The 25,577-nt window shown below is 66.0% G+C and carries 24 protein-coding genes; all 24 read right to left on the bottom strand.

The annotated features are described in order from the left end of the window. Positions 1–1,810 (bottom strand): PAS domain S-box protein (locus ACQR1B_RS21810; protein WP_434875133.1); only part of this gene is annotated, 1,810 nt, incomplete at its 3' end. 54 nt (positions 1,811–1,864) lie between these two features. After that, positions 1,865–2,392: a chemotaxis protein CheW gene (locus ACQR1B_RS21805; RefSeq protein ID WP_434833604.1), complete on the bottom strand. Its 528-nt coding sequence runs from the start codon at positions 2,390–2,392 to the stop codon at positions 1,865–1,867. Next, positions 2,382–4,436: a chemotaxis protein CheA gene (locus ACQR1B_RS21800; protein ID WP_434833603.1), complete on the bottom strand. Its 2,055-nt coding sequence runs from the start codon at positions 4,434–4,436 to the stop codon at positions 2,382–2,384. Before ACQR1B_RS21800 ends, ACQR1B_RS21805 begins: the two co-directional genes overlap by 11 nt. Further along, positions 4,427–4,792 carry a response regulator gene (locus ACQR1B_RS21795; RefSeq protein ID WP_434833602.1) on the bottom strand — a complete coding sequence of 122 codons (366 nt, stop codon included), beginning with the start codon at positions 4,790–4,792 and terminating at the stop codon, positions 4,427–4,429. The genes ACQR1B_RS21800 and ACQR1B_RS21795 overlap by 10 nt, the downstream gene beginning before the upstream one ends. A gap of 1 nt (position 4,793) precedes the next feature. Then, complete coding sequence (locus tag ACQR1B_RS21790) at positions 4,794–5,114, bottom strand: STAS domain-containing protein (RefSeq protein ID WP_434833601.1); 321 nt, start codon at positions 5,112–5,114, stop codon at positions 4,794–4,796. A 152-nt stretch (positions 5,115–5,266) separates the two neighbouring features. After that, on the bottom strand, positions 5,267–5,494 hold the full coding sequence (locus ACQR1B_RS21785; RefSeq protein ID WP_434833600.1) for a hypothetical protein: 228 nt from the start codon (positions 5,492–5,494) through the stop codon (positions 5,267–5,269). A 153-nt stretch (positions 5,495–5,647) separates the two neighbouring features. Beyond that, on the bottom strand, positions 5,648–6,838 hold the full coding sequence (gene mmsB / locus ACQR1B_RS21780; protein WP_434833599.1) for a multiple monosaccharide ABC transporter permease: 1,191 nt from the start codon (positions 6,836–6,838) through the stop codon (positions 5,648–5,650). A gap of 21 nt (positions 6,839–6,859) precedes the next feature. Continuing rightward, positions 6,860–8,410: a multiple monosaccharide ABC transporter ATP-binding protein gene (gene mmsA, locus ACQR1B_RS21775; protein WP_434833598.1), complete on the bottom strand. Its 1,551-nt coding sequence runs from the start codon at positions 8,408–8,410 to the stop codon at positions 6,860–6,862. Between the two features lie 82 nt (positions 8,411–8,492). Beyond that, positions 8,493–9,563 carry a multiple monosaccharide ABC transporter substrate-binding protein gene (gene chvE, locus ACQR1B_RS21770; RefSeq protein WP_434833597.1) on the bottom strand — a complete coding sequence of 357 codons (1,071 nt, stop codon included), beginning with the start codon at positions 9,561–9,563 and terminating at the stop codon, positions 8,493–8,495. Positions 9,564–9,671: 108 nt separating this feature from the next. Then, the gene (locus tag ACQR1B_RS21765; RefSeq protein ID WP_434833617.1) at positions 9,672–10,553 is read right to left on the bottom strand and encodes an SMP-30/gluconolactonase/LRE family protein; all 882 of its coding nucleotides are present in this window, start codon (positions 10,551–10,553) and stop codon (positions 9,672–9,674) included. A gap of 2 nt (positions 10,554–10,555) precedes the next feature. Next, the gene (locus ACQR1B_RS21760) at positions 10,556–11,635 is read right to left on the bottom strand and encodes an aldose epimerase family protein (protein ID WP_434833596.1); all 1,080 of its coding nucleotides are present in this window, start codon (positions 11,633–11,635) and stop codon (positions 10,556–10,558) included. 3 nt (positions 11,636–11,638) lie between these two features. Further along, positions 11,639–12,565, bottom strand: a complete 927-nt coding sequence (locus ACQR1B_RS21755; RefSeq protein WP_434833595.1) for a Gfo/Idh/MocA family protein — start codon at positions 12,563–12,565, stop codon at positions 11,639–11,641. Positions 12,566–12,567: 2 nt separating this feature from the next. Beyond that, on the bottom strand, positions 12,568–13,497 hold the full coding sequence (locus ACQR1B_RS21750; RefSeq protein ID WP_434833594.1) for a dihydrodipicolinate synthase family protein: 930 nt from the start codon (positions 13,495–13,497) through the stop codon (positions 12,568–12,570). A 9-nt stretch (positions 13,498–13,506) separates the two neighbouring features. Further along, the gene (locus ACQR1B_RS21745; RefSeq protein WP_434833593.1) at positions 13,507–15,243 is read right to left on the bottom strand and encodes an IlvD/Edd family dehydratase; all 1,737 of its coding nucleotides are present in this window, start codon (positions 15,241–15,243) and stop codon (positions 13,507–13,509) included. Next, on the bottom strand, positions 15,240–15,980 hold the full coding sequence (locus tag ACQR1B_RS21740; protein WP_434833592.1) for a FadR/GntR family transcriptional regulator: 741 nt from the start codon (positions 15,978–15,980) through the stop codon (positions 15,240–15,242). The genes ACQR1B_RS21745 and ACQR1B_RS21740 overlap by 4 nt, the downstream gene beginning before the upstream one ends. Further along, positions 15,977–16,972: a galactofuranose ABC transporter, permease protein YjfF gene (gene yjfF / locus ACQR1B_RS21735; RefSeq protein WP_434833591.1), complete on the bottom strand. Its 996-nt coding sequence runs from the start codon at positions 16,970–16,972 to the stop codon at positions 15,977–15,979. The genes ACQR1B_RS21740 and yjfF overlap by 4 nt, the downstream gene beginning before the upstream one ends. Continuing rightward, positions 16,969–17,961 (bottom strand): ABC transporter permease, encoded by a 993-nt coding sequence (locus ACQR1B_RS21730; RefSeq protein WP_434833590.1) that lies wholly within the window; start codon positions 17,959–17,961, stop codon positions 16,969–16,971. Before ACQR1B_RS21730 ends, yjfF begins: the two co-directional genes overlap by 4 nt. Next, positions 17,958–19,508 (bottom strand): sugar ABC transporter ATP-binding protein, encoded by a 1,551-nt coding sequence (locus ACQR1B_RS21725; protein WP_434833589.1) that lies wholly within the window; start codon positions 19,506–19,508, stop codon positions 17,958–17,960. The genes ACQR1B_RS21730 and ACQR1B_RS21725 overlap by 4 nt, the downstream gene beginning before the upstream one ends. A 116-nt stretch (positions 19,509–19,624) precedes the next feature. Further along, a complete protein-coding gene (gene ytfQ / locus ACQR1B_RS21720; RefSeq protein WP_434833588.1) occupies positions 19,625–20,590 on the bottom strand; it encodes a galactofuranose ABC transporter, galactofuranose-binding protein YtfQ in 966 nt (321 codons plus the stop codon). A gap of 249 nt (positions 20,591–20,839) precedes the next feature. Then, the gene (eda, locus tag ACQR1B_RS21715; RefSeq protein WP_434833587.1) at positions 20,840–21,484 is read right to left on the bottom strand and encodes a bifunctional 4-hydroxy-2-oxoglutarate aldolase/2-dehydro-3-deoxy-phosphogluconate aldolase; all 645 of its coding nucleotides are present in this window, start codon (positions 21,482–21,484) and stop codon (positions 20,840–20,842) included. After that, positions 21,481–22,377 carry a sugar kinase gene (locus ACQR1B_RS21710; protein ID WP_434833616.1) on the bottom strand — a complete coding sequence of 299 codons (897 nt, stop codon included), beginning with the start codon at positions 22,375–22,377 and terminating at the stop codon, positions 21,481–21,483. The genes eda and ACQR1B_RS21710 overlap by 4 nt, the downstream gene beginning before the upstream one ends. A 47-nt stretch (positions 22,378–22,424) precedes the next feature. Continuing rightward, entirely contained in the window at positions 22,425–23,456 is a 1,032-nt protein-coding gene (locus ACQR1B_RS21705) for an L-idonate 5-dehydrogenase (protein ID WP_434833586.1), read from the bottom strand. 47 nt (positions 23,457–23,503) lie between these two features. Continuing rightward, positions 23,504–24,271 (bottom strand): glucose 1-dehydrogenase, encoded by a 768-nt coding sequence (locus tag ACQR1B_RS21700; protein ID WP_434833585.1) that lies wholly within the window; start codon positions 24,269–24,271, stop codon positions 23,504–23,506. A gap of 7 nt (positions 24,272–24,278) precedes the next feature. Beyond that, positions 24,279–25,475: a mandelate racemase/muconate lactonizing enzyme family protein gene (locus tag ACQR1B_RS21695; protein WP_434833584.1), complete on the bottom strand. Its 1,197-nt coding sequence runs from the start codon at positions 25,473–25,475 to the stop codon at positions 24,279–24,281. Between the last annotated feature and the right edge of the window lie 102 nt (positions 25,476–25,577).

The following is a 25,577-nucleotide window of genomic DNA, read 5'->3' as shown; positions in this document are numbered from 1 at the left end:
CGAGCTTGTCCCAGAACATGCGATAGTCGTTGGAGCTGCGATAGGCGGCATCGACGAACATCGAATGATGCTGGCCCTTGATCTCGCCCAGCGTGTAGCCGAGCGTGTTCAGGAAGTTCTCGTTGGCATTGAGCACCTTGCCGTCCATCGTGAACTCGATGACCGCCTGCGCCTTGCCGATAGCCGCGATCTGGCCGCTGAAATCGGCATTGCGGATGACCTCCTCGGTGATGTCGGTCGCGTATTTGACGACCTTGAACGGCTTGCCGTCCGGCCCCATGATCGGATTGTAGCTGGCCTGGATCCAGACTTCCTTGCCACCCTTGCCGATCCGCTTGTACTGGCCGGCGTCGTACTCGCCGCGACCGAGCTTGTCCCAGAACATGCGATAGTCGTTGGAGCTGCGATAGGCGGCATCGACGAACATCGAATGATGCTGGCCCTTGATCTCGCCCAGCGTGTAGCCGAGCGTGTTCAGGAAGTTCTCGTTGGCATTGAGCACCTTGCCGTCCATCGTGAATTCGATGACGGCCTGCGCCTTGCCGATGGCCGCAATCTGGCCGCTGAAATCGGCGTTGCGGATGACGTCCTCGGTGATGTCGGTCGCGTATTTGACGACCTTGAACGGCCTGCCGTCGGGGCCCAGGATCGGATTGTAGCTGGCCTGGATCCAGACCTCCTTGCCGCCCTTGCCCAGGCGCTTGTACTTCCCGGCGTCGTACTCGCCGCGGCCGAGCTTGTCCCAGAACAGGCGATAGTCGTTGGAGCTGCGATAGGCGGCATCGACGAACATCGAATGATGCTGGCCCTTGATCTCGCCCAGCGTATAGCCGAGCGTGTTCAGGAAGTTCTCGTTGGCATTGAGCACCTTGCCGTCCATCGTGAACTCGATGACCGCCTGCGCCTTGCCGATGGCGGCAAGCTGGCCGCTGAAATCGGCGGTGCGGATGACCTCCTCGGTGATGTCGGTCGCGTATTTGACGACCTTGAACGGCCTGCCGTCCGGCCCCATGATCGGGTTGTAGCTGGCCTGGATCCAGACCTCCTTGCCGCCCTTGCCGATCCGCTTGTACTGGCCGGCGTCATACTCGCCGCGACCGAGCTTGTCCCAGAACATGCGATAGTCGTTGGAGCTGCGATAAGCGGCATCGACGAACATCGAATGATGCTGGCCCTTGATTTCGCCCAGCGTGTAGCCGAGCGTATTCAGGAAGTTCTCGTTGGCATTGAGAACCTTGCCGTCCATCGTGAACTCGATGACCGCCTGCGCTTTGCTGATGGCCGCGATCTGGCCGCTGAAATCGGCATTGCGCATCACCTGCTCGGTGATGTCTGTCGCGCATTTCACCACGCGATATGGCTTCCCCTTGGAGTCCATCATCGGATTGTAGCTAGCCTGGATCCAGACCTCGCGGCCACCCTTGCCGATGCGCTTGTACTGGCCGGCGTCGTATTCACCGCGGCCGAGCTTGTCCCAGAACATCCGATATTCGTGGCTCTGCCGATAGGCCGGATCGACGAACATCGAGTGATGCTGGCCCTTGATCTCGGCAAGCGAATAGCCCAGCGCGTTCAGGAAATTGTCGTTGGCATCGAGGATCGTGCCGTCGAGCGCGAAGGTGATCACCGCCTGGGACCGCTTGATGGCCGCGAGCTGTGCGACGATGTCGGCCATCTGGCCGTCGCGCGCCGGCGCGCGGTCCGCGGCGGGCGCGGCCTTGGCTGATGGCCGCGGCCTGCTGCTGCGCGGCCGTGCCTTTTTCTTCGCGCTGTCATCGCCCGGGGCGCCGTCAGCGGTGAAGTCCTGCATGATGTTGTCCTCGTAGGTGTCGCTCATGACGATCTCGCAAAATTGGCTTGGGGGTTAGGCGGCGGCCGCATCGGCCTGAAGAGCTGGACGTTTGGCTGACTCTGAGGGTATTCCGAACAATCCCGACAGCGACACCAGCGTGACCATCCGATCCTCGATCGCGACCAGGCCCTGCAGGAACTGATCTTCGATCGGCATGCCCATGTCCGGGACGTCGCGGATCTCCTTGGGATCGACGGAGATGATGTCGGAGACGGTATCGACCAGAAGGCCGACGGTTCGCGTTCCCGCCGCGACGATGATCACGACGTGCATGTTGGTCGGCACGGTCACGCCGGTGCCGAACCGGGCGCGCAGGTCGAAGATCGGCACGATGATGCCGCGCAGATTGATCACGCCCCGCACATGCGCCGGCGAATTGGGGATCATCGTCGTCTCGGTCCATCCCTTGATCTCCCGGACCACCATGATGTCGATGCCGTATTCCTCCTCGCCCAGGGTGAAGGTGATGAACTGCTGCACGTTTTCGCTGACGGCCGCGTCCTGGCCGAACTGCGCGGCCGGCTTGTTGTCAGGCTGCATGGATCATGTCCTTTGCGGGTTCGGGTCTCGAATCGTCCGGCGGGGGCAGCCGTGCGGCCGTGCCGCGGATGTCGGTCTCGTGCAGCCGGGCGACATCCAGGATGAGGGCGACCCGGCCATTGCCCAGGATCGTCGCGCCGCTGATGCCTTCGACCGGTTCGTAGTTGGCCTCAAGGCTCTTCACGACGACCTGCTGCTGGCCGAGCAGTTCGTCCACGACGATGCCGACGCGGCCGGCGCTCTCGCTCTGCACGATGATCACGATGCCGCGGCAGGGATCGTCGATCGCACCGCCGATCGAGAACACGCGATGCAGATAGATTAGAGGCAGATATTCGCCGCGCAGCGCAAGAACGTGCCCGCGCCCGACGACCGGATGGATTTCGGCGGCCTGCGGACGCAGGTTCTCGACGATGGCGACCAGCGGGATGATGAAGGTCTCGCGTCCCACCGATACGACCATGCCGTCGACCACCGCGAGCGTGAGCGGCAGCGACAGCGTGAACGACGAGCCGTGGCCGAAGCGCGAGCGCACCGAGATTCGCCCGCCCAGCGCCTGCACGTTGCGTTTGACGACGTCCATGCCGACGCCGCGTCCCGATATGCTCGTGATCACCTCGGCGGTCGAGAACGCCGGCAGGAAGATCAGATTGTCGATCTCGTCGTCGGTCAGGTTGGCCCCGGCGGGCACCAGCCCGCGCGCCCTGGCCTTGGCCAGGATCTTGTCGCGGTTGATGCCGCGTCCGTCGTCCGACACCTCGATGACGATGCGGCCGCTGCGCTGCGCAGCCGACAGAAGGATCGTGCCCTGCCGCGGCTTGCCGGCCGCCGCGCGCTCGGCCGGAGGCTCGATGCCGTGATCGAGCGCGTTGCGGATCATGTGGGTCAGCGGATCGTTGAGCTGCTCGATGACCGTCTTGTCGATCTCGGTCATCTCCCCGGAGGTGACGATGCGCACCTCCTTGCCCAGCGTGGCCGCGAGCTCGCGCACGATCCGCGGCATCCGCGCGAACACCGATTTCACCGGCTGTGCGCGGATCGCCATCACGCTTTCCTGCAGCTCGCGCGCGCTCTGGGCCAGCGCCTCGATTCCCTGGATGAGCTGCGGATATTTGTCGGCCGGCAACGACAGGCCCTGTTCGGTCAGCATCGCCTGGCTGATCACGAGCTCGCCGACCAGATTGACCAGCCGGTCGACCTTGTCGACGTCGACGCGGATCGACTGCGCCACGCTGACCGCGGCGACGACGGCCGCGGTCGCGCTGCCTGGGTCGCTGACGGCGACGTCCACCGAACTCGTGGCCGCTTCGATCAGTTCGATCTCGAGATCGCAATCATCCTCGACGAATTCGAAGACGTCCTGGATGGCGCCGCGCTGCACGGCCGTGTCCAGAATGAACGTCCAGTTGAAGTAGGACGCCTCCGGATCCATCGCGTCGAGCGCCGGCAGGCTGGAACTGTCCACCTCGGTGGTGAGCAGGCCGAGCTTGCGCAGCTGGCGGATCAGCAACAGCGGCTCGTTCGCCTTCCTCAGCATCTCGGTATGCGGCCGAAACCGGATGCGATATTTCTGCTCGCCGAGCGATTTCGCCTCGACCGCGACGGACCCGGCCGGGACGTCGATCGCCTGGCCCGCGCCCTGGAGCGCGTCCCGCATGGCAGCGCTGATGTCTGCCGCAAAATTGGCAGGCAGCTGCTGCTCGAGCCGCGCCGCATGCACGATGTCGGCCAGCGCGTCGCTGGCGCGCAGCAAGAGCTGTTTGATCTCCTGGCTCGCGCCGATCTTGTGATCACGCAGGGCGTCGAGCAGGCTCTCGAACGTGTGCGAGAACGCCACGAGGTCGGTGCAACCAAAGGCGCCCGCTCCTCCCTTGATCGAATGCACCGACCGGAAGATCGCGTGCAGCGTCTCGCCATCCTCCTGCCCACTGGACAAGAGCTCGAGATTCGCCTGCAGGGCGTCGAGCAGCTCCGCGCATTCCTCGAAATAGGTCTTGCGGAACTGCGCGACGGGATAAGTCTCTGGCTCGGGCGTTACGGACATACGCGGTTGACCGTCGCGATCAGTTGCTCGGGATTGAATGGCTTCACCAGCCATCCCGTCGCGCCGGCCGCCTTGCCGTCGGCCTTCTTCGCGCCATCGCTCTCGGTCGTCAGGATCAGGATCGGCACGCCGCGATGCTGACTGCCGGCACGCACGTTCTTGATCAGCGAGATCCCGTCCATGTTCGGCATGTTCAGGTCCGTGATGATCAGGTCGAACTTTCCGCCGGTGAGCACGTTCAGCGCGGCCTTGCCGTCCTCGGCTTCCGCCACATCGAAGCCGGCCTTCTTCAAGGTGAAGGTCACCATGTCGCGCATGGTCTTCGAATCGTCGACTGCCAGAATTCGCTTGGTCATGTCACTCCATCCAATTGTCGAACTCGTCCTGAAGTCCCAGTTCGGCGAGCGCCGTCAGGAACAGCTCGGATGCCTGCGTGATCTTGAACGGCTTGTTGGCGGCTTGCGCGCCGCGGGCGGCGGCCAGCAGGATCTGGACGCAGGGCGTCGACATCCGCTCGACTCCGCTCGCATCGAGCACGATGCCGCCGCGGCCCGCGATCCTGACCATCTCGTCACGCAAATGCGCCGCCTGCGTCAGGTCCAGCATCGACGACAGCACATGAGCGACCTGCGCGTCGTCGGTCGCGCCGGAGTCAGCCGTCGGATTCGCGTCGGTCATCGTCGTCATATCCATGCACTGCTGAGCGCCGGCTGGAGGCGCGAAGACGCCGCCGGCAACACACCGACCTCGATTCACTCGATCATCCGACCTTTGTCGTTCAAATTGATTGGAAAGCGATTGTCGGAATGTTAAATATGGGAGCCGTAATATTACTGTCGCTCTACCTGTGCGTGCTTACCATCGGCACGGCGCTCCGTCGCGATGACGCATCGGGCCGGACAGCGACGACCAGACATTTCCGGCTGCATCGACCTCTCCACATCCTGCTTGCGGATGCGAGCATGCGCCATCAACTCGGCGCGTTCGCCGAGGCTGATGGAAACGCGCCGATGAGGGGAACCGATCGTGACTGCCGCCCGGACGACAAGGGACACCATGGGCTCGTCTCCGCGCCGGGCCCGCCCTGATGTGCACGATCGGATGATCATTGCGCGGGCCATGGTCCGGGTCAGACCCATGGAAAACAGAACGGCCGGTCCGCCATGGGCGGCCGGCCGTCTGGAGCCCGTGACAGGCGATCGTGGCGCCGATCAGCGGCGCTGGTTGTAGACGTCGATGCAGACGGCGCCGAGCAGCACCAGCCCCTTGATGACCTGCTGATAGTCGATGCCGATGCCGAGGATGGACATGCCGTTGTTCATCACGCCCATGATCATCGCGCCGATGACCGCGCCGCCGACACGGCCGACGCCGCCATAGGCCGAGGCGCCGCCGATGAAGCAGGCCGCGATGACGTCGAGCTCGAAGCCGAGGCCGGCCTTCGGCGTGGCCGTGTTGAGCCGGGCGGCGAAGATCAGCCCGGCCAGCGCCGCCAGCACGCCCATGTTGACGAAGGTCAGGAACACCAGCCGCTCGGTCTTGATGCCCGACAGCTTCGCGGCCTTGGCGTTGCCGCCGACGGCATAGATCTGCCGGCCCACCACGGTGCGCCGCGTCATGAAGCCATAGAGCGCGATCAGCGCGGTCATGATGACGAGCACGTTGGGCAGGCCACGATGCGAGGCGATCAGATAGGTGAAATAGAGCAGCGCGCCGGCAAGCACGACATTCTTCGCGGCGAAGAAGGCGAACGGCTCGACCTCGATGCCATGCTCGACCTCGCGCGCGCGGCCCTTGACGCTGGCATAGACCAGGATGAGCGTCAGCACGGCGCCGATCGCGAGCGACGTCGGATTGAGATTGCCGGCACCGGACATCAGCTCCGGAATGAACCCTGACGACAGCTTCTGGAACGTGGCCGGGAACGGCCCGACCGATTGCCCCTGCAGCAGCGCCAGCGCCAGCCCCTTGAACACGAGCATGCCGGCCAGGGTGACGATGAAGGAGGGAATGCCGAAATACGCCACCCAGTAGCCCTGCGCGGCGCCGATCGCGCCGCCGACGATCAGGCAGGCAATGATCGCGAGCGGGAAGTCGACGTGGTAGCGCACCATCAGCACGGCCGCGACGGCGCCGACGAAGCCGGCGACCGAGCCGACCGACAGGTCGATGTGCCCGGTCACGATCACGAGCAGCATGCCGAGCGCCATGATGACGATGTAGCTGTTCTGCAGCACCAAATTGGTGAGGTTGAGCGGCTGCAGCAGGGTGCCGTCGGTCATGAACTGGAAGAACAGCATGATCACGAACAGCGACAGCAGCATGCCATAGCTGCGCAGATTGTTCTTCAGGAAGCCGCCGTGCGACTTCTCCTCCGGGAGCGAAACCGTCTTGTCGGTCATTGCTGGCGTCCTCCCGACCGCTTACGCGGCCGTCTCCTGGTTCTTGATGGCTTCGTTGCGCATGATGGCGCGCATGATCTTTTCTTGCGTCGCATCCTCCCCGGCGAACTCGCCGACGAAGGCGCCGTCATTCATCACGCAGATGCGGTCGCAGATCCCGAGCAGTTCGGGCATCTCCGACGAGATCACGACGACACCCCGGCCCGCATCGGCAAGCTCCTGGATGATACAGTAAATCTCGTATTTTGCGCCAACGTCGATGCCGCGCGTCGGCTCATCCAGGATCAACACCTTGGGATCGGTCATCAGCCATTTCGACAGCACCACCTTCTGCTGGTTGCCGCCCGAGAGCTGGCCGGCCTCCTGGTAGACGTCCGAGCAGCGGATCCGCATCCGGCCGCGGTAGCCGGACGCCGCCTTGAGCTCGGCGATGTCGTCGATGACCCCCTTCGGCGCGACCTGGGCGAGGCTGGCCAGCGTGATGTTCTTGCGGACGTCGTCGGCCAGGATCAGGCCGAGCTGCTTGCGGTCCTCGGTGACATAGGCAAGGCCGGCATCGATCGCCGCGGGCACGCTGGTGAGCTGGACGTCGTGGCCCTCCAGACGCGCGCGGCCCGTGATATTCACGCCCCAGGAGCGGCCGAACAGGCTCATGGCGAATTCGGTCCGCCCCGCGCCCATCAAGCCGGCAATCCCGACGATCTCGCCGCGGCGCACCGTGAAGTCGACATTCTTGATCACCTGCCGGTCGGGATGCTGCGGGTGATAGACCGACCAGTTCTCGACCGTGAACACCGGCTCGCCGATCTTGGGCTGGCGCTCCGGGAAACGATGCGCCATGTCGCGATTGACCATGCTCTTGATGATCCGGTCCTCCAGGACCGGCTCGGCGCGGCAGTCGATGCTATCGACGGTGCGGCCGTCGCGCAGCACGGTGATGCGGTCGGCGACGCGGGCGACCTCGTTGAGCTTGTGGGTGATCAGGATCGAGGAGATGCCCTGCTCGCGGAAGCTGACGAGGCGATCGAGCAGCGCCTGGCTGTCGGCCTCGTTGAGGCTCGCCGTCGGCTCGTCCAGGATCAGGAGCTTGACCCGCTTGGACAGCGCCTTGGCGATCTCGACCAGCTGCTGCTTGCCGACGCCGAGATCGGTGATCAGGGTGTCCGGCGATTCCTTGAGACCGACCTGGGCGAGCAATTGCTGCGTTCGCCGGTAGACCTCGTCGCGATCGATGACGCCGAAGCGCTGTGGCGCATGCGACAGGAAGATGTTCTCGGCGATCGACATCAGCGGGATCAGCGCGAGTTCCTGGTGGATGATGATGATGCCGAGCGCCTCGGAATCATTGATGTCGCGGAAGCGCCGCTCCTCGCCCTCGAAAATGATCTGGCCCTCGTAGCGGCCGTACGGATAGACGCCGCTCAGCACCTTCATCAGCGTCGACTTGCCGGCGCCGTTCTCGCCGACGAGGGCGTGGATCTCGCCCGCCGAAACCGTGAAGCTGACGTCGCGGAGCGCCTGCACGCCCACGAAGCTCTTGCTGACGCTACGCATCTCGAGGATTGCCGTCATCGCCTTGTATCCCGCAACACTGGAGCTCACTCGGACGAGAGTGGCCGGCGAGCGCATGACCGCGCTCGCCGGCCGATCGTGATTACTCGACCTGCGACTTCTTGTAGTAGCCGCCTTCGATCAGGACCTTCTCCCAATTGCTCTTGTCGACCACGACCGGCTTGAGCAGGTAGGACGGCACGACCTTGACACCGTTGTTGTAGGTCTTGGTGTCGTTGACCGTGACTTCCTTGCCGCTCAGCGAGGCATCGACCATGTCGGCGGTGACCTTGGCGAGATCGCGGGTGTCCTTGAAGATCGTCGAGTACTGGTCGCCACGCAGGATCGCCTTGACCGACGGCACCTCCGCGTCCTGGCCGGAGATGACCGGCATCGGCTGGTTGCCGCTGCCATAGCCGACGCCCTTCAGGGACGAGATGATGCCGATCGAGAGGCCGTCATAGGGCGACAGCACCGCGTCGACACGCTTGTTGCCGTAATAGGCGCTGAGCAGGTTGTCCATGCGGGCCTGGGCGGTGGCGCCGTCCCAGCGCAGCGTCGCGACCTTGTCCATGCCCATCTGGCCGGAGGCGACCTTGAGCTTGCCGGAGTCGATGTAGGGCTGCAGCACCGACATCGAGCCGTTGTAGAAGAAGTAGGCGTTGTTGTCGTCCGGCGAGCCGCCGAACAGCTCGATGTTGAACGGCCCCTTGCCGTCCTTCAGGCCGAGCTTGTCGACGATCGATTGCGCCTGCAGCACGCCGACCTGGAAGTTGTCGAAGGTCGCGTAATAGTCGAGGTTCGGCGTATCGCGGATCAGGCGGTCATAGGCGATCACGGTGATGCCTTTGGCCTTGGCCTGCTTCAGCACGTCCGACAGCGTGGTGCCGTCGATCGCCGCGATGACCAGCACCTTGGCGCCCTTGGTGACCATGTTCTCGACCTGCGAGAGCTGGTTCGGAATGTCGTCCTCGGCATATTGCAGATCGGTGTTGTAGCCGCGATCCTTCAGCACCTTCACGATGTTGTTGCCGTCGTCGATCCAGCGTGCCGAGGACTTGGTCGGCATCGCGATGCCGACGGTCCCCTTGCTCTGGGCCATTGCGGCGCCGGACAGCGCCACCGCGCCGAGGCCGGCCAACGCGGCGGCCATGATGGTCTTCATCTTCAGCATGTCTACACTCCCTTTGGATTTTCGAATTTGGACAATGAATACGCGATCGCTTATCTCGATACCAGATAGCTGTTAGGCTGAACCACGCTTGACTGATTGTTCCTCCTCTCAGGTGGAGAGCTTGACGTCGGGCTCGGCGCGGCCGCGGCATCCGACATCCAGCAGGAAAGTTTGGCCGTGGCCGGGATCGGCCGCCTTGGCCGCCTCGTCCATGTCCTGCCAGGCCGAGGTGACCAGCAGGCGCGACAGGTCGGAGCCGACGAAGGCCGGGCAGCTCGCCTGGCTGGCGGGAACCGCGATGCAGCGCAGATGCTCGCCCTGCGGGCTATAGACGTCGACGCAACCGCCGCCCCAGCGCGCGTTCCAGATCCGGCCCTCGGCATCGACGACGGCGCCGTCGAGCCCGCCGACGCCGGCATGGCGCAGCAGCACCTCGGGCTCGCCGCGCGGCAGGCCCGTCTCCAGGTCGAGCGCGACGCGGTAGAGCACGTTCTCGTCGGTGTCGGCGAAATAGCCGACCGAACCGTCCGGCGAGAAGCAGATCGCGTTGGGAATCGTGACGTTGGGGAACAGCCGGATGATTTCGCCCCGATGCAGCGCGTAGATCGCGCCCAGGCCGTACTCGGCTTTGCGGCCCATGGTGCCGATCCAGAACGTGCCCGAGGGATGCACGCGCGAGTCGTTCGACCGCGTCGCCGGATTGTCGGCTTCGAGCGGCCGATAGAGCGACAGCACGCCGTCGGCGATGGTGCGGATGTAGAGCCCGTCCTCGGCGACGATCAGCTGGCGGTCGGCATCGATGCGGCCGAGTGCGCTCGCCATCCGCCCCAGCCCATGGCGGCGGACCTCGCCGCTGCCGATGCCGGCCTCGAACAGCACGCCTTCGCGAATGTCGAACCACCAGGCGGTGTCGGTCGCGGGATCATAGGTCGGCCCCTCGCCGAGATGGCAGCGCTCGGCACACAGGATCGTGGTCGGCACCTGCTCCATCATCAGGAAGCTCCCGCCGTCGAGAAGCGATACACGGTCCTGTGGCCGTACACATCGTCGGGTGACAGGTGCGGGCTCGGAAAGTCCGGCCGGTTCGGGCTGTCCGGCCACGCCTGCGGCTCCAGGCAGATGGCGTCGGACTGCCGGAACGCGCGTCCCTTGCCGCTGGTCGTCGCATCGAGATAGTTGCCGGAATAGATCTGCAGACCTGGCTGATCGGTCAGCAGCTCCATGACCCGTCCCGACCGCGGCGACTCCAGCCGCGCCGCGAGACGCACGCCGGCGCCGTCGCGGAGACAGAAATTATGGTCATAGCCGCGGCCGCATCTGATCTGTGGATCGTCGGCGCGGATGCGCGCGCCGACCGGATGCGGGTCACGAAAATCGAACGGCGTGCCGGCGACGGCGCGCGGCGGCTCGGCCAGGGGGATCGCCGTCTCGTCGATGGCGAGATAGTGATCGGCCGCCAGCGTCAGACGATGATCGAGAATGCCGGTGCCGGCTGAGAGGCCGTCGAGATTGAAGAAGCTGTGATTGGTCAGGTTGACGACCGTCGCGCGCGTGGTGCGGGCACTGAACGAGACGGACAATTCCATCGGGCCGGTCAGCTGATAGGTGACGCGAACGTCGAGCCGTCCCGGATAGCTGGCTTCGCCGTCCGGGCTGACATACAGCAGCGTCACCGAGGGCTGCTCGCCCTCTTCCGCCGCAACGATCTGCCAAAGCTTGCGGTCGAAGCCGTCGGGGCCGCCATGCAGCGCGTGCGCGCCGTCATTGGCGTCCAGCCGCACGTCGTCGCCATCGAGCGTGAAGCGCGCGCCGGCGATGCGGTTGGCATAGCGCCCGACCGTGGCGCCGAAAAATTTCCGGAACTTGACATAGCTGAGCAGGTCGTCATGGCCGAGCACGACGTCGTCGACGGCGCCTCGCGCATCCGGCACCAGCAGCGCCTGCAGCGCCGCGCCGAACGTGATGATCCGCGCCTCGAAGCCGTCGGTACCGCGCAACACGACGCGCTCGACGTCGCGGCCGTCCGGCAGCGTTCCGAAGATACCCCGGGTGATCCGCGCCTGCTCGACCATGGCTCAGTCCTCGAATGGCTCGACGATGTTGCGGCGGCCGAGCAGGAACGCGTCGGCAACGAGTCGCAGCGGCGCGAGATCGACATCGCTCGCGCCGGTCCTGGCAAGCTCGACGAAGCGACGATAGAGCCCGGAATATTCCTGCTCCTTCTCGTCGACCAGCGGCCGATCGTCCAAGGTCATGCGCGCACCGCCCAGGGACAGTTTCAATTGTCCCTCGTCGGTCTCGATCCGGATATCCCAGCTCTGTGGTCCGGTCTGGCGGAAATCGAACTCGGCCGCGATCGGCAGGTCGCTGGCCGTGGTCAGCGACAGGTTGGCCGCGATCGGCGCCTGACGGTTGGACGGGAACGCCAGCTCCGCCTCAGTCACGAACACCGGCTCGGGCAGGATGCGCGTCAGGATCGATAGCGCGTTGATGCCGGGATCGAACACGCCGAGACCACCCGGCTCCCAGATCCAAGCCTGCCCCGGATGCCAGACGCGCACGTCCTCCTTCCAGTCGATGCGGACGCTGCGGATCTTGCGCGAGGACAGCCACTCGCGCGCGGGCTCGACCGCCGGTGCGTAGCGCGAATGCCAGGTCGCAAACAGCGTGCGCTGTCTGGCCGCCGCGAGCGCGATCAGCGGATCGAGCTCGCTGACGGCGGCCCCCGGCGGCTTTTCCAGCATCACATGCTTGCCGGCCTCGAGCGCAGCGAGCGCCTGCGCGCGCCGGACCTGCGGCGGTGTGCACAGCGCGACGGCGTCGATCTCGGGACCGTCGCGCAGCAGTTCCTCGATGGTGCCGAAATGCGGCAGGCCGGGCAGCGAGGCATTGCGGCTCGCCACCGCCGTCAATCTCACGCCATCGGTGGCGGCGATCGCCGGCACGTGCTGGTCCCGCGCGATCTTGCCGAAGCCGACAATGGCGACACGAAGCTCGCTCATCTCTAGCGCCCCCAGCGCAGCACGACCGGGTCGAGCCGGCGCGCGATCTCGATCAGACCCTTCTGCGTCGCCGGATGGATCGCCGGCTGCGGACTGCGCAAGGTGTCGTGACGGATGACGCCGCCCGCCTTCATCAGGATCTTGCAGGTCGCAAGCCCGCACTGCCGGTTCTCGTAATTGATCAGCGGCAGCCAGCGCTCATAGGCCGCGGCCGCAGCCTCGCGATCGCCTGCAAAATACGGATCGATGATCTTGCGGATGCCGTCGGGATAGCCGCCGCCGGTCATGGCGCCGGTGGCGCCGGCGTCGAGGTCGGCCATCAGCGTGATCGCCTCCTCGCCGTCCCACGGGCCCTCGATGGCTGCACCGCCCGCCTCGATCAGCGCGCGCAGCTTGTCGGCCGCGCGCGGCACCTCGATCTTGAAATAGGCGAGGTTCTCGATCTCCTTGGCCATGCGCGCCAGCAGCGATACCGACAGCGGCGTGCCCGCGACCGGGGCGTCCTGAACCATGATCGGAATCGAGATCGCGTCCGACACGCCGCGATAGAACTCGTAGATCGAGCTGTCGGGCACGCGGAAGGTGGCGCCGTGATAGGGCGGCATCACCATGACCATCGCGGCGCCCTTGTCCTGCGCGCGGCGCGAGCGCTCGGCGCAGACGAAGGTCGAGAAATGCGTGGTCGTGACGATGATCGGCACGCGGCCCGCGACATGCTCCAGCACCGTGGTCATGACGAGATCGCGCTCGTCGTCGGTCAGCACGAACTGTTCGGAGAAGTTCGCGAGGATGCAGATGCCGTGCGAGCCGGCGTCGATCATGAAATCGATCGCGCGCTTCTGGCCTTCGAGATCGAGACGGCCGTCGGCGTCGAAGACGGTCGGCGCGACCGGGAAGACGCCCTTGTAGAGCTTTCTGGAGGAAGCGGTCATGCGGCACCTCTAGTGATTGTCGCGCGGCACGGGCGAGCCGCTGCGGCCGACGAGAAAATCGAAATCGACGCCGCGATCGGCCTGCAGCACGTGATCGATATAGAGCTTCTGATAGCCGCGGGCGGCATGCGGCGCAGGCGGCGTCCAGGCGGCGCGGCGCGCGGCCAGTTCCTCGTCGCTGACATGCAGATGCAGCGCGCGGGCGGCGACGTCGAGCGTGATCATGTCGCCGTTCTTCACCAGCGCCAGCGGTCCGCCGACGGTGGCTTCCGGCGCGACATGCAGGACGACGGTGCCATAGGCGGTGCCCGACATGCGCGCATCGGAGATGCGGATCATGTCGCGCACGCCCTGGCGCAGCAGCTTGGCCGGCAGCGGCATGTTGCCGACCTCGGCCATGCCCGGATAGCCCTTCGGGCCGCAATTCTTCAGCACCATGATGCAGGAGGCGTCGATGTCGAGCGTGTCGTCATCGACCGCATCGTGCATCTCTTCGACGCTCTCGAACACCACCGCGCGGCCGGTGTGCTTCATCAGTTCCGGCGAAGCCGCCGACGGCTTGATGACCGCGCCGTTCGGCGCAAGGTTGCCGCTGAGAATGGCGATGCCGCCTTCGGCCTTGAACGGCGCTTCGAACGGCGTGATCACGTCCGTGTTCCAGCAGGCCGCCGTCGCGACATTGTCCCACAATGTCTTGCCGTTGACGGTGCGCGCCTCCTTGTGCAGCAGCCCGCGTTCGCCGAGCGCGCGCAGCACGACCGGCAGACCGCCCGCGTAGTAGAAATCCTCCATCAGGAAACGTCCCGACGGCATCAGGTCGACCAGGCAATGCACGTCGCGGCACAGCCGGTCGAAGTCCGCCAGCGTCAGTTCGACGCCGATACGGCCGGCGATCGCGAGCAGATGCACGACCGCATTGGTCGAGCCGCCGATCGCAGCGAGCGTCCGGATCGCGTTCTCGAACGCCTGCCGCGTCAGGATGTCCGATGGCTTGAGATCCTCGGCCACCATCTCGACGATGCGCCGCCCGGCCATGCGCGCCAGCAGATTGCGCCGCGCGTCGGCAGCGGGAATCGCGGCGTTCTCCGGCAGGCCGATGCCGAGCGCCTCGACCATCGAGGCCATGGTCGACGCCGTGCCCATGGTCATGCAGCTGCCGGCGGAGCGGTTCATGCCGGCCTCGGCCTCGTGGAACTCGGCGAGCGTGATCTCGCCGGCGCGCAGTTGCTCGCTCATCGAGATGATGTTGGTGCCGGAGCCGATGATCTGGCCGCGATAGACGCCGCGCAGCTGCGGACCACCGGACACACCGATCGTCGGAAGATCCGCCGAGGCCGCGCCCATCAGCAGCGCCGGCGTGGTCTTGTCGCAGCCCATCAGCAGCACGACACCGTCGAGCGGATGGGCGCGGATCGCCTCCTCGACGTCCATCGAGGCGAGGTTGCGGAACAGCATTGCGGTCGGGCGCATCGTCACCTCGCCGAGCGAGGAAACCGGAAACTCCAGCGGATAGCCGCCGGCGTCGAGCACGCCCTGGCGGACATGCTCGGCGATGACGCGGAAATGCCCGTTGCAGGGCGTCAGCTCTGACCAGGTGTTGCAGATGCCGATGACCGGACGGCCGTCGAAACGGTCCTGCGGCGTGCCGCTGTTCTTCAGGAATGAGCGATAATAGAAGCCCATCTTGTCCTGGCGGCCGAACCACGCCTGGCTCCGCAGCGTCTTCTTCTCGTTGTCGTTGGTCATTCCCGATCCGTTCGTGCAGCCGACTGCGCATGGCGCCGCCGGCCGTTGTAGATGACTTCGATCATCGCTTCGGAGGCTGCCTCGGGCTCTCCGGCGGCAATCGCGTCGATGATGCGCTGGTGCCAGACCAGCACGGTGTCGCGATCAGCCGTCTCGACCGGCGCGCTCAGGACGAACGAGGCGCGCAGCGCGGCTTCGATGACGGCGCCGATCGAGCGCATGAAGGGATTGCCCGACGCATTGGCGATCGCGATGTGGAGGGCCAGGTCCGCCTCGGCAAACGCGACGGAGGTCGACGGCTCACGCTCCATCCGGGCCATCGCCTCGCCCATCGCGGCGAGATCGTCCTCGCTGCGGCGTTCCGCCGCGAGCGCCGCGGCGCGCGGCTCGATCGCCAGCCTGATCTCGGCGAGATCGGCAAGGAAGCGCTTGTCGATGCCGGCATCGAGATGCCAGGCCAGCACGTCAGGATCGAACATGTTCCAGTCCGAGCGTCCGCGTACCACGGTGCCGACGCGCGCCTTGGTCGACAGCAGGCCTTTCGCGACCAGCGTCTTGACGCTCTCGCGCAAGACGGGGCGCGACACACCGAACGTCGCCGTCAGCTCGGCATCGCCGGGCAATCGTGTGCCCTCGCCCAGACGGCCGGAAATGATGTCGATGCCGATGCTGCGGGCGACCTCGGCATGGTTGGAGTGCGCGCGCCGGGTCGGAATCGAGAGGATTTGCGAGGTCATGTCCTCGCTCCCACGGGCTTGGCCCCCGCCGGCTTGATGGATGAGCGGCGCGCCAGCGCCATCAGACCTTGTTGCAGCGCAATGAAAACGAACAACAGAACCCCCGTGGCGATCTTGGTCCACCAGCTCGACAGCGTGCCGTCGAAATTGATGTAGGTCTGGATCATGCCCTGGATCAGGACGCCAAGGAAGGTGCCGATGACGGAGCCCTGTCCGCCCGTCAACAGAGTTCCGCCGATCACCACCGCGGCGATGGTGTCGAGCTCGACGCCGACCGCCGAGAGAGAATAGCCGGCGGCCGTGTAGAAGGAGAAGACGATGCCGGCGAGGCCGGCGAGCACGCTCGACAGCATATAGATGCGAACCGTCATCGACCCGACCGGAATGCCCATCAGGGCGGTCGCGGCGCGGCTGCCGCCGAGCGCATAGACGTTGGCACCGAAACGGGTGAGGTGCAGCAGCAGCGCGCAGAACACCAGGATGACCAGCATCGCAATTGCGATCGCGGTGAGCCGCCCGCCGCCGGGCAGCCGGATCGCGAAATCGGAGACGGCGCTGTAGACCGGCGCGGTGATCGGAATCGACTCGGTCGACAGCAGGAAGCTGACGCCGCGGGCGAGGAACATGCCTGCGAGCGTCACGATGAAAGGCGGCAGGTCGAAGATGTGGATGACGGCGCCCATCGCCGCGCCGAACAGCGCGCACAGCACCAGCACCAGCGCAAACGCGGCGAGCGGCGGGAGGCCCCAGCGCTCGACCGCCAGCGCCACGAACACCGTGGTGAAGCCGATCACCGAACCGACCGACAGATCGATGCCGCCGGAGACGATGACGAAGGTCATGCCGGCCGCGACGATGCCGAGGAAGGCGTTGTCGGTGAGCAGATTGGCGACGACGCGGGTCGAGGCGATGTTCGGGAACTGCAGCGCGCACAGCACGAAGCCGGCGACGAGCACGATGGCGGTGATCGCAACCGAGGTCGATGCCTTCATGGCTTGGTCCTCCGCCAGCGCGCCGTGAATCGCCGGAGATCGCCGAGCCGCGGCGACTGCGCCAGCAGCACGGCGAGCACAACGACGGCCTTCACCAGCAGATTGAGCTCCGGCGGATAGCCCGACAGCAGGATGCCGGTGTTCATGGCCTGGATGATCATCGCGCCGGCCACCGCCAGCACCAGGCTGAAGCGGCCGCCGAACAGCGACGTGCCGCCGATCACGACCGCGAGGATCGCGTCGAGCTCGAGCCAGAGGCCGGCATTGTTGGCATCGGCGCCCATGATGTCCGCCGCGGCAATTACGCCGGCGAGCGCCGCGCAGATGCCGCACCAGATATACACCGACAGGATCATGGCGCGGGTGCCGACGCCGGACAGCTCGCTGGCGCGCGCATTGCCGCCGGTCGCCTCGATCAAGAGCCCCAGCGCGGTGCCGCGCACGACCCCGGCGGTCAGCAGCAGCATGCCGATCGCGATCACGATCGGCGTCGGCAGGCCGAGCACGGCGCCGTTGCCCATCCACACCAGATCGGCCGAGGTGAAGGTGACGATGCGGCCCTCGGTGATGAGTTGCGCGATGCCGCGCCCGGCGACCATCAGGATGAGCGTAGCGACGATCGGCTGGATGCGCAGCACGGCGACGAGGATGCCGTTCCAGAGTCCGCAGACGAGCCCGACGGCGAGCGCGGAGCCGATGACGACCGGCAGCGAATGGGTGTCGGCGAGGCTGGCCGCAGTGGCGCCCGCGATCGCCATGACCGCACCGACCGAGAGGTCGATGCCGCCGGTCGCGATCACCAGCACCATGCCGAGCGACAGCAGCGCCACCGGCGTGCCGCGGTTGAGCACGTCGATGACGCTGCCGAACAGCCTTCCATCCTGCAGATGCAGGTTGAAGAACTGCGGCGACACCGCGCGATCGATCATCAGGATCACGATCAGTGCCAGCGCTTGCGCGAGACCACGGCGCGGAATGCGGAGCGTCATGATGCGGCCTCGTGCACAGGCTCGCTGTCGGCGGCGATCGCGGCGAGGATGCTGGAGACCTCGACCGCGTCGCCCTTGAGCTCCTCGACATGGGCGCGATCGCGCAGCACGACGACGCGGTTGGAATAGGTGACGATCTCGTCGAGTTCGGAGGAGATCACGAGCAGCGCCAGCCCCTGCTCGCACAATTCACGAACGAGACGAATGATCTCGGCATGGGCGCCGACATCGATGCCGCGGGTCGGCTCGTCCAGCACCAGAAGTTTTGGCGACGTCGCGAGCCAGCGCGCCAGCAAGGCCTTCTGCTGATTGCCGCCGGACAACAGCCCGATCGGCCGTTCCGGATCAGGCGGCCTGATATCGAGCATGCGGATGTAGCGTAGCGCGATCTCGTCCTGCTCGCGCCGCGACAGCGGCCGGTGCAGGCCGCGCCGCGCCTGCAGCGCCAGGATGATGTTCTCGCGCACGGTCAGATCGGCGACGATGCCCTCGGTCTTGCGCTCCTCAGGGCAATAGCCGAAGCCGAGGCCTGCGGCATCGCGCGGCGAATTCAGCCTTACGGCCTTGCCGTCCACGGTGGCCTCGCCGCTGTCGGCGCGCTCGGCGCCGAACACCAGCCGCGCCGTCTCGGTGCGGCCAGAGCCGAGCAGGCCGGCGAGCCCGACCACCTCGCCACGGCGCAGCTCGAGATCGAACGGCGCGAGGTAGCCCTGCTTGCCATAGCCCTTGAAGCTGACGCAGACTTCGCGCGCGGTCTCGGGCTGGCTCGCCGCACGCTCGCCGGTGGTCTCCGCCAGCTCGCGACCCAGCATCATGCGGATCAGATCGAGCCGCGGCAGCTCGGTGATGTCGCGCGTGCCGATCAGGCGGCCGTTGCGCAGCACGGTGACGCGATCGCAGATCTCGTAGACCTGATCGAGGAAGTGACTGACGAAGACGATGCCGATGCCATCAGCCGCGAGCTTGCGCATGACCTTGAAGAGGATCTCGACCTCGTGGCGGTCGAGACTCGCGGTCGGCTCGTCGAGGATGAGGACGCGCGCGGAGAGGTCGACGGCGCGCGCGATGGCGGTGATGTGCTGGACGGCGACCGAGTAGCTCGAAAGCGGCGCGCCGACATCGATGTCCAGGCCGTAGTCCAGCAGCAGCGCATGCGCACGCCGCTTCATCTCGGCTTCGCGCACGACGCCGAAGCGCGTCGGTTGCCGGCCGAGATAGAGGTTCTGCGCCACCGAGAGGTTCGGCAGCAGGTTCACCTCCTGATAGACGGTGGCAATGCCGGCATCGAGCGCATCCTTGGCGGAGCGCGGCGCGATCTCGCGGTCCGCAAGCAGCACGGTGCCGGCATCGCGCGCGAACACCCCGGTAACCACCTTGATCAGGGTCGACTTGCCGGCACCGTTCTCGCCGAGCAGTGCGTGAATCTCGCCCTCACCCAGCGTGAAGTCGACAGCATCGAGCGCCTTCAGCGCACCGAAGCTCTTGGCCAAGCCGCGGATGTCCAGCAGGGCTGGACGGGTCGCCGGCGGAGCTGAACCATCAAACATGACGAACTACTTGGCGATCACCAGGAAGGTTGACGCGCCCGCACGATGTGCGGACGCCAGCGACCTATCGTCCATCGGCCCGGCAAACGCCGGGACGACGGCGCAGCAGCTTGGGCTCAGTAGCCGAGACCCTTCTTGCTGTCGTAGACCTTCTGCGGATCGTCGGCCGCAGTGTAGAGCTTCGATTCGGTCTGGATCCACTTCGGCGGGACGGTGCCCTTGTCCTTGTAGGCGATGATCGCGTCGAGCGCGGGACCGGCCATGTTCGGCGTCAGCTCCACCGTAGCATTGGCTTCACCTGCCGCGATCGCCTTGAAGATATCCGGCACGGCGTCGATCGAAACAGTGAGGACGTCCTTGCCCGGCTTGAGGCCGGCTTCCTTCATCGCCTGGATCGCGCCGACCATCATGTCGTCGTTGTGGGCATAGACCGCGCAGATCGACTTGCCGCCGTTCTCGGCCTTGATGAAGCTCTCCATCACTTCCTTGCCCTTGGCGCGGGTAAAGTCGCCGGTCTGGCTGCGCACGACCTTCAAATTGGCGTTCTTGGCGATGACCGCGTCAAACCCCTTCTTGCGGTTGGTGGCGACGCTGGCGCCGACCGTGCCCTGCAGCTCGACGACATTGCAGGCCTTGCCGCCGACGGTCTTGGCGAGCCACTCGCCGGCGACCTCGCCTTCGTGGACGCTGTCGGAGGTGACGGCGGTCAGATAGAGGTCCTTGCCCGAGGGATCGATGTCGCGGTCGAGCAGCACCACCGGAATCTTGGCTTCCTTGGCTTCCTTCAGCACAGAGTCCCAGCCCGAGGCCACGACCGGCGCGAGGAAGATCGCGCCTACGCCCTGCGCGATGAACGAGCGGATCGCCTTGATCTGATTCTCCTGCTTCTGCTGCGCGTCGGCGATCTTGAGATTGACCTTGCGCTTGGCGGCCTCCTGCTTCGAGACCGAGGTCTCGGCGGCGCGCCAGCCGGACTCCGATCCGATCTGCGAAAATCCGACGGTCAGTTCGGCGGCGCCGGCAGGGTGAGCAAGCAACAAGGCGGCCGTTGCCGAGGCCGCAAAGAGGGCTTTCAGGGTCATCAGGCGTTCTCCCAAAATCATCTGTTTTTGAATGCGCGCCGCTTTCGAGCGGTGTCGTCGCACCTTTCCACCGGCCTCAACGGCCGGCGAAGCCCGTTATTCCACGGAACACAGGGCCTGACTAGTCATATTATTTGACTGTAATACTTTTTGAGAAAACTCCGTTGGAGTCGGTGCGAGCGTGCAATGCTGCGCTGCCAAAAAACGACAGCCGACGTCACCTTGATCTCGGCCCTAGCCGGAGTTGGATCAGCGCAGCGCCGCCGCCTCGCGAGCGCGCTGCTCGATGGCGGCCCAGGCACCGGCCTTGATGGCCGCCGCCGGCGCAACCCAGGAGCCGCCGATCGCAACGACCTTCTTGTGCTGCAGCCACTGTGCCGCGTTGCCGAGATTGATGCCGCCGGTCGGACAGAAGCGCACGTTCGGGAACGGCCCCGCCAAGGCGTCGAGCGCGGCGAGCCCGCCAGCCGGCACCGCCGGGAAGAATTTCACCAACTCATAGCCGCGCGTCACGCAGGCGATCAGGTCCGATGGCGTCTGGATGCCCGGCGCGAACGGCAGCCCGCCCGCATTGGCCGCGTCCAGCAGTTCGATCGACATCCCCGGACTGATCGCAAAGGCGGCGCCAAGCTTGGCGGCGCGTTCGTAGTCCGACGGCGTCAGCACGGTGCCGATGCCGACCACCGCGTCCGGCACCCCATCGATGATCGCGCGTGCGGCATCGAGGCCGGCCTGTGTGCGCAGAGTAATTTCGATGACGCGCAGACCGCCGGCAACGAGCGCGTGCGCGAGCGGCACGGCCTGTGCGGCATCGTCGATCGTGATCACCGGGATCACCGGCGCCAGCGCAAACACCGCATCGAGCTTCGCGCGCTTGTCCAGACCGTTCATCACCCCTCGCTCATCGTCAGAATGTCCCGCGGCATCGCCGCGGCCGGAATCACGGCGCCCGGCGACATGATCACGGCGCCGGCCAGCCGGTGCCCCGCCAGCGCGGCTTTGCGCGGCGGCGCGCCCTTGATCCGTGCGGCCAGATAGCCCGCGTTGAAGGAATCGCCCGCGGCCGTGGTGTCGACCGGCTGCAGCACGGCGGGCGGCGCGATGTCGACCAGGACGCCATCGGCATGGATCAGGCAGCCGCGCGGCCCGCGCTTCACCACGACCTCGCCGACCCCGGCCTCCTTGAAACGGCGCAGGCTGACCGAGGCGTCGGCATCGCCGAACAGCATCTGCTCGTCCTCCAATGTCGGCAGCGCGATGTCGACCAGCGGCAGGATGGCGCGGAAGGCGCGCTGCGCCGCCTCACGGCTGACCCAGCCGCGCGGCCGGTAGTTGCCGTCGAACACGACGCGGGCGCCGCGCTGGCGCGCCACCGTGAGCAGTTCGCGCAGCTTGGCCTTGCCGGTCTCGCCGTAGAGCGAGAGGCTGATGCCGGACAGATAGAGCCAGTCGAAGCGGGCGAGACGGTCGAGCATGGCGGAATCGGCACGGTCGAACAGCTCGCGCGCCGGCGCGCGGTCGCGCCAATACAGGAAGCTGCGCTCGCCCCTGGCGTCGCGCTCGATCATGTAGAGGCCGGGCACGCGGCCCTCGACCCTCAGCACCTCCGAGGTGTCGATGCCCTCCTCGCGCCACGCCGCCAGCATCATCGCGCTCAGCGGATCGTCGCCGAGCGCGGTGACGTAGGACGTCGCCACGCCGAGCCGGGACAGATACAGCGCCGTGTTGAGCGTGTCGCCGCCGAAGCCGCGCCGGAACAGCGAGCCGTCCTCCTGCGCGAATTCCACCATGCACTCTCCGATGCAGGCGACTTTCATCGGCGTCAATCCATCCGTCAAAACGTCAAATGAACCTTCATCGACCGGCTCCGATCGCTGGCGAGCTCGAAGGCGGTCACCGCCTGCTCGAACGGCAGCACAGCCGAGATCAGGGGCTTCACGTCCAGCAGTCCCTCGCCCATCAGCCGCAGCGCCAGCTCGAATTCGCGGTCGAACCTAAACGTGCCGCGCAATTGCAGCTCCTTCGTGACCAGCGTGTTGAGCGGCAAGGTCATCTCGCCGCCGAGCCCGAGCTGGACGATGACGCCGCCCGGCCTCATGACGTCGAGCGCGGCCCGCAGGGCGGCCTGATTGCCGGAGGCTTCGAACAGCACGTCGAACGTGCCCTTGCCGGCCCGCCACGGATCGAGCGCCGACGGCTCCGCGCCGACGTTGAGGGCATGGCTGGCACCGAGCGTTCGCGCCACCGCCAGCGGCGCCTCGGCGACATCGGTCGCGACGATTTCGGCCGCGCCGCCGTAGCGCGCGACCAGGATCGACAGCGCGCCGATCGGGCCGCAGCCGGTCACCAGCACGCGCTTGCCGAGCAGCGAGCCGGCCTGATGCGCGGCATGCAGGCACACCGACAGCGGCTCGGCCATCGCAGCTTCCCCTGTTGACAGCGACGGCGCGATCGGCACCGCCTGCGAGGCATCGACGGTGACGAATTCGCGGAAGCCGCCCTGGATGTGGGGATCACGCATCGCGCTGCCCATGAAGCGCATGTCCAGGCACTGGTTGCGCAGCCCCTCGCGGCAATACGCACATCTCCCGCATGGCAGGCTCGGATTGACGGCGACCCGCGTGCCTTCGGACAAGCCCGTCACGCCGGCCCCGACCGCCGCGATCACGCCGGCGATCTCGTGCCCCAGCGCCATCGGCTGCTTGATGCGTACGGTGCCGAAGCCGCCGTGATGGTAGTAGTGCAGGTCCGAGCCGCAGATGCCGCCGGCCTCGATCTTCACCCGGACCTCGCCGGCTCCCGGCGCCAGATCGGGAAAACTGTCGATGCGCAGATCCTTGGGCGCGTGAATCACGACGGCACGCATGGGCTGCTCCTTCCTGTCTCGCTTGTGTCTCGTCTCGTCGGCCGATCCTACATCGACGCCAGCATGCCGCCATCGACATAGATGGTCTGGCCGTTGACATAGCTCGATGCCTCGGAGGCCAGGAAGATCGCCGTGCCGACCAGTTCGTCGGGACGTCCCCAGCGCTTCGAGGGGATGCGCGACATCAGCCAGGTGTTGAAATCGGGGTTGCTCATCAGCGCCTGGTTCATGTCGGTGAGCATGTAGCCCGGACCGATCGCATTGGCCTGGATGCCGTGCGCGGCCCATTCGACCGCCATCGCCTTGGTCAGGTTGCGGATGCCGCCCTTTGCCGCGGTGTAGGGCCCCACGGTGGGGCGCGCCAGCTCGCTCGCCAGCGAGCCGATATTGATGATCTTGCCGCGGCCCCGCGGGATCATCCGCCTGGCGGCTTCGCGGCCGATCACGAAGGCGCTGGTCAGATTGGTCTCGATGACGCGACGCCACTCCTCGGTCGTGAATTCGACCAGCGGCTTGCGGTGCTGGATGCCGGCATTGTTGACCAGGATGTCGATCGGCAAACCCTCGGCATCGAGGCGTTCGAACGCCGCGATGATCGCGGCCTCGTCGGTCACGTCGAACGCGGCCGCCTGGGCCTGGAATCCGGCCGCACGGAATTCACCGGCGGCCGCTTCCGCGCGCGCCTTGTCCGTGCCGTTGATGACGAGCCGCGCCCCGGCTTTCGCAAAGCCTTCGGCGATCGCTCGCCCCAGCCCGCGCGAGGAGCCGGTCACCAGGGCGGTCTTGCCGGAAAGATCGAAAAGCGACGTTGACATGATTCACTCACGCGTTGCTGCGGCGGACGGTCAGGTCGGGGCGCTCGAACACGGCAGGCAGCAGATCGACGCCGAGGCCCGGCCCTTCCATGGGATAAACATAGCCATCCTTGATCAGCGGCATCGTCGTGACAAGCTCGTTGTACCAGCCCTTGTAGAAGGCGCGCACCGATTCCTGGATCAGGGTGTTAGGCTGGCTGAACGACATGTGCACCGCGGCGATGAAGCCGACCGGGCCGATGCAGTCGTGCGGCGCGAACGGACGGTGATAGGTCTCGGCCATCGCCGCGATCTTGCGCCCTTCCGTGAGACCGCCGGTCCAGCACAGGTCCGCCATCACCACATGCGCGGCGTCACGGTCGAGCATGTCCTTGTAAGGGTAGCGCGAGCCGAGCGTCTCGCTCGCGGTGACCCAGACATGGGTGGAACGCGCATATTCGGCCAGCGCCTGCGGCGAATTCATGCGGATCGGGTCTTCGTACCAGGTGGGCTGATAGTCCTCCAGCACACGCGCGATCTGTTTCGCGGTCGGCAGATTCCACAGCGAGTGGAATTCGACCATGATCTCCATCCTGTCGCCGACGGCCTTCCTGATCTTCTCGAACGGCTGGACCGCCTGCTTCATCTGCGCCGCGGTGATGTAGAGGCCCTGATTCTCCTGGGCCGCCGGATCGAACGGCCAGATCTTCATCGCCGAGATGCCGTTTTCCAGCAGGTTTTCGGCGAGCTGGTCGGCGCGGTTCATGAAGCCGTCGAGGTCCTCGTACTGGCTGTCCGTCCCCAGGCTCCAGTTCGAGACCGGGCTGATGTTGGTCGAGCGCACGTAGCGCGTGCCGGCGCAGGTGTTGTAGATGCGCTGCTTGTCGCGGCATAGGCCGCCGAGCATCTGGTGCACCGGCTGGCCGCACACCTTGCCGAACAGATCCCACAGGGCGATGTCGATGGCGGAGGCCGCACGATATTCGACGCCGGTCGAAGACTGCGCCATCGGCAGATTGAGCATGTCGCGATGGATGGCTTCGATGCGCAGCGGGTCGCGGCCGAGCAGGCGTCCGGCAAAGGTGTCGTGGATCTGCGCCTCGACCGCACCCGCACCATAGAAGGTCTCGCCGAGACCGATCACACCGGCATCGGTATGGACGCGGACCCAGATGACGTTGGCGAATTCCTCGGTGCGAATGGTCTCGATCGCGGTGATCTTCACTGAGCTTTCTCCCTTCAGTGCCGGTTCGGCGCCGCTTGCCTCTGCTCTTGCATCTGTGACGAGCGGCGGCCAGCCTTACGCCCTCTTGTAATATATCACAAT

The sequence above is a fragment of the Bradyrhizobium oligotrophicum genome (assembly GCF_051168495.1).
Taxonomy (GTDB): domain Bacteria; phylum Pseudomonadota; class Alphaproteobacteria; order Rhizobiales; family Xanthobacteraceae; genus Bradyrhizobium; species Bradyrhizobium oligotrophicum_A.
The sequence above is the reverse complement of the archived record's forward strand: the minus strand, read 5'-3'. Positions and strand labels throughout refer to the sequence as shown.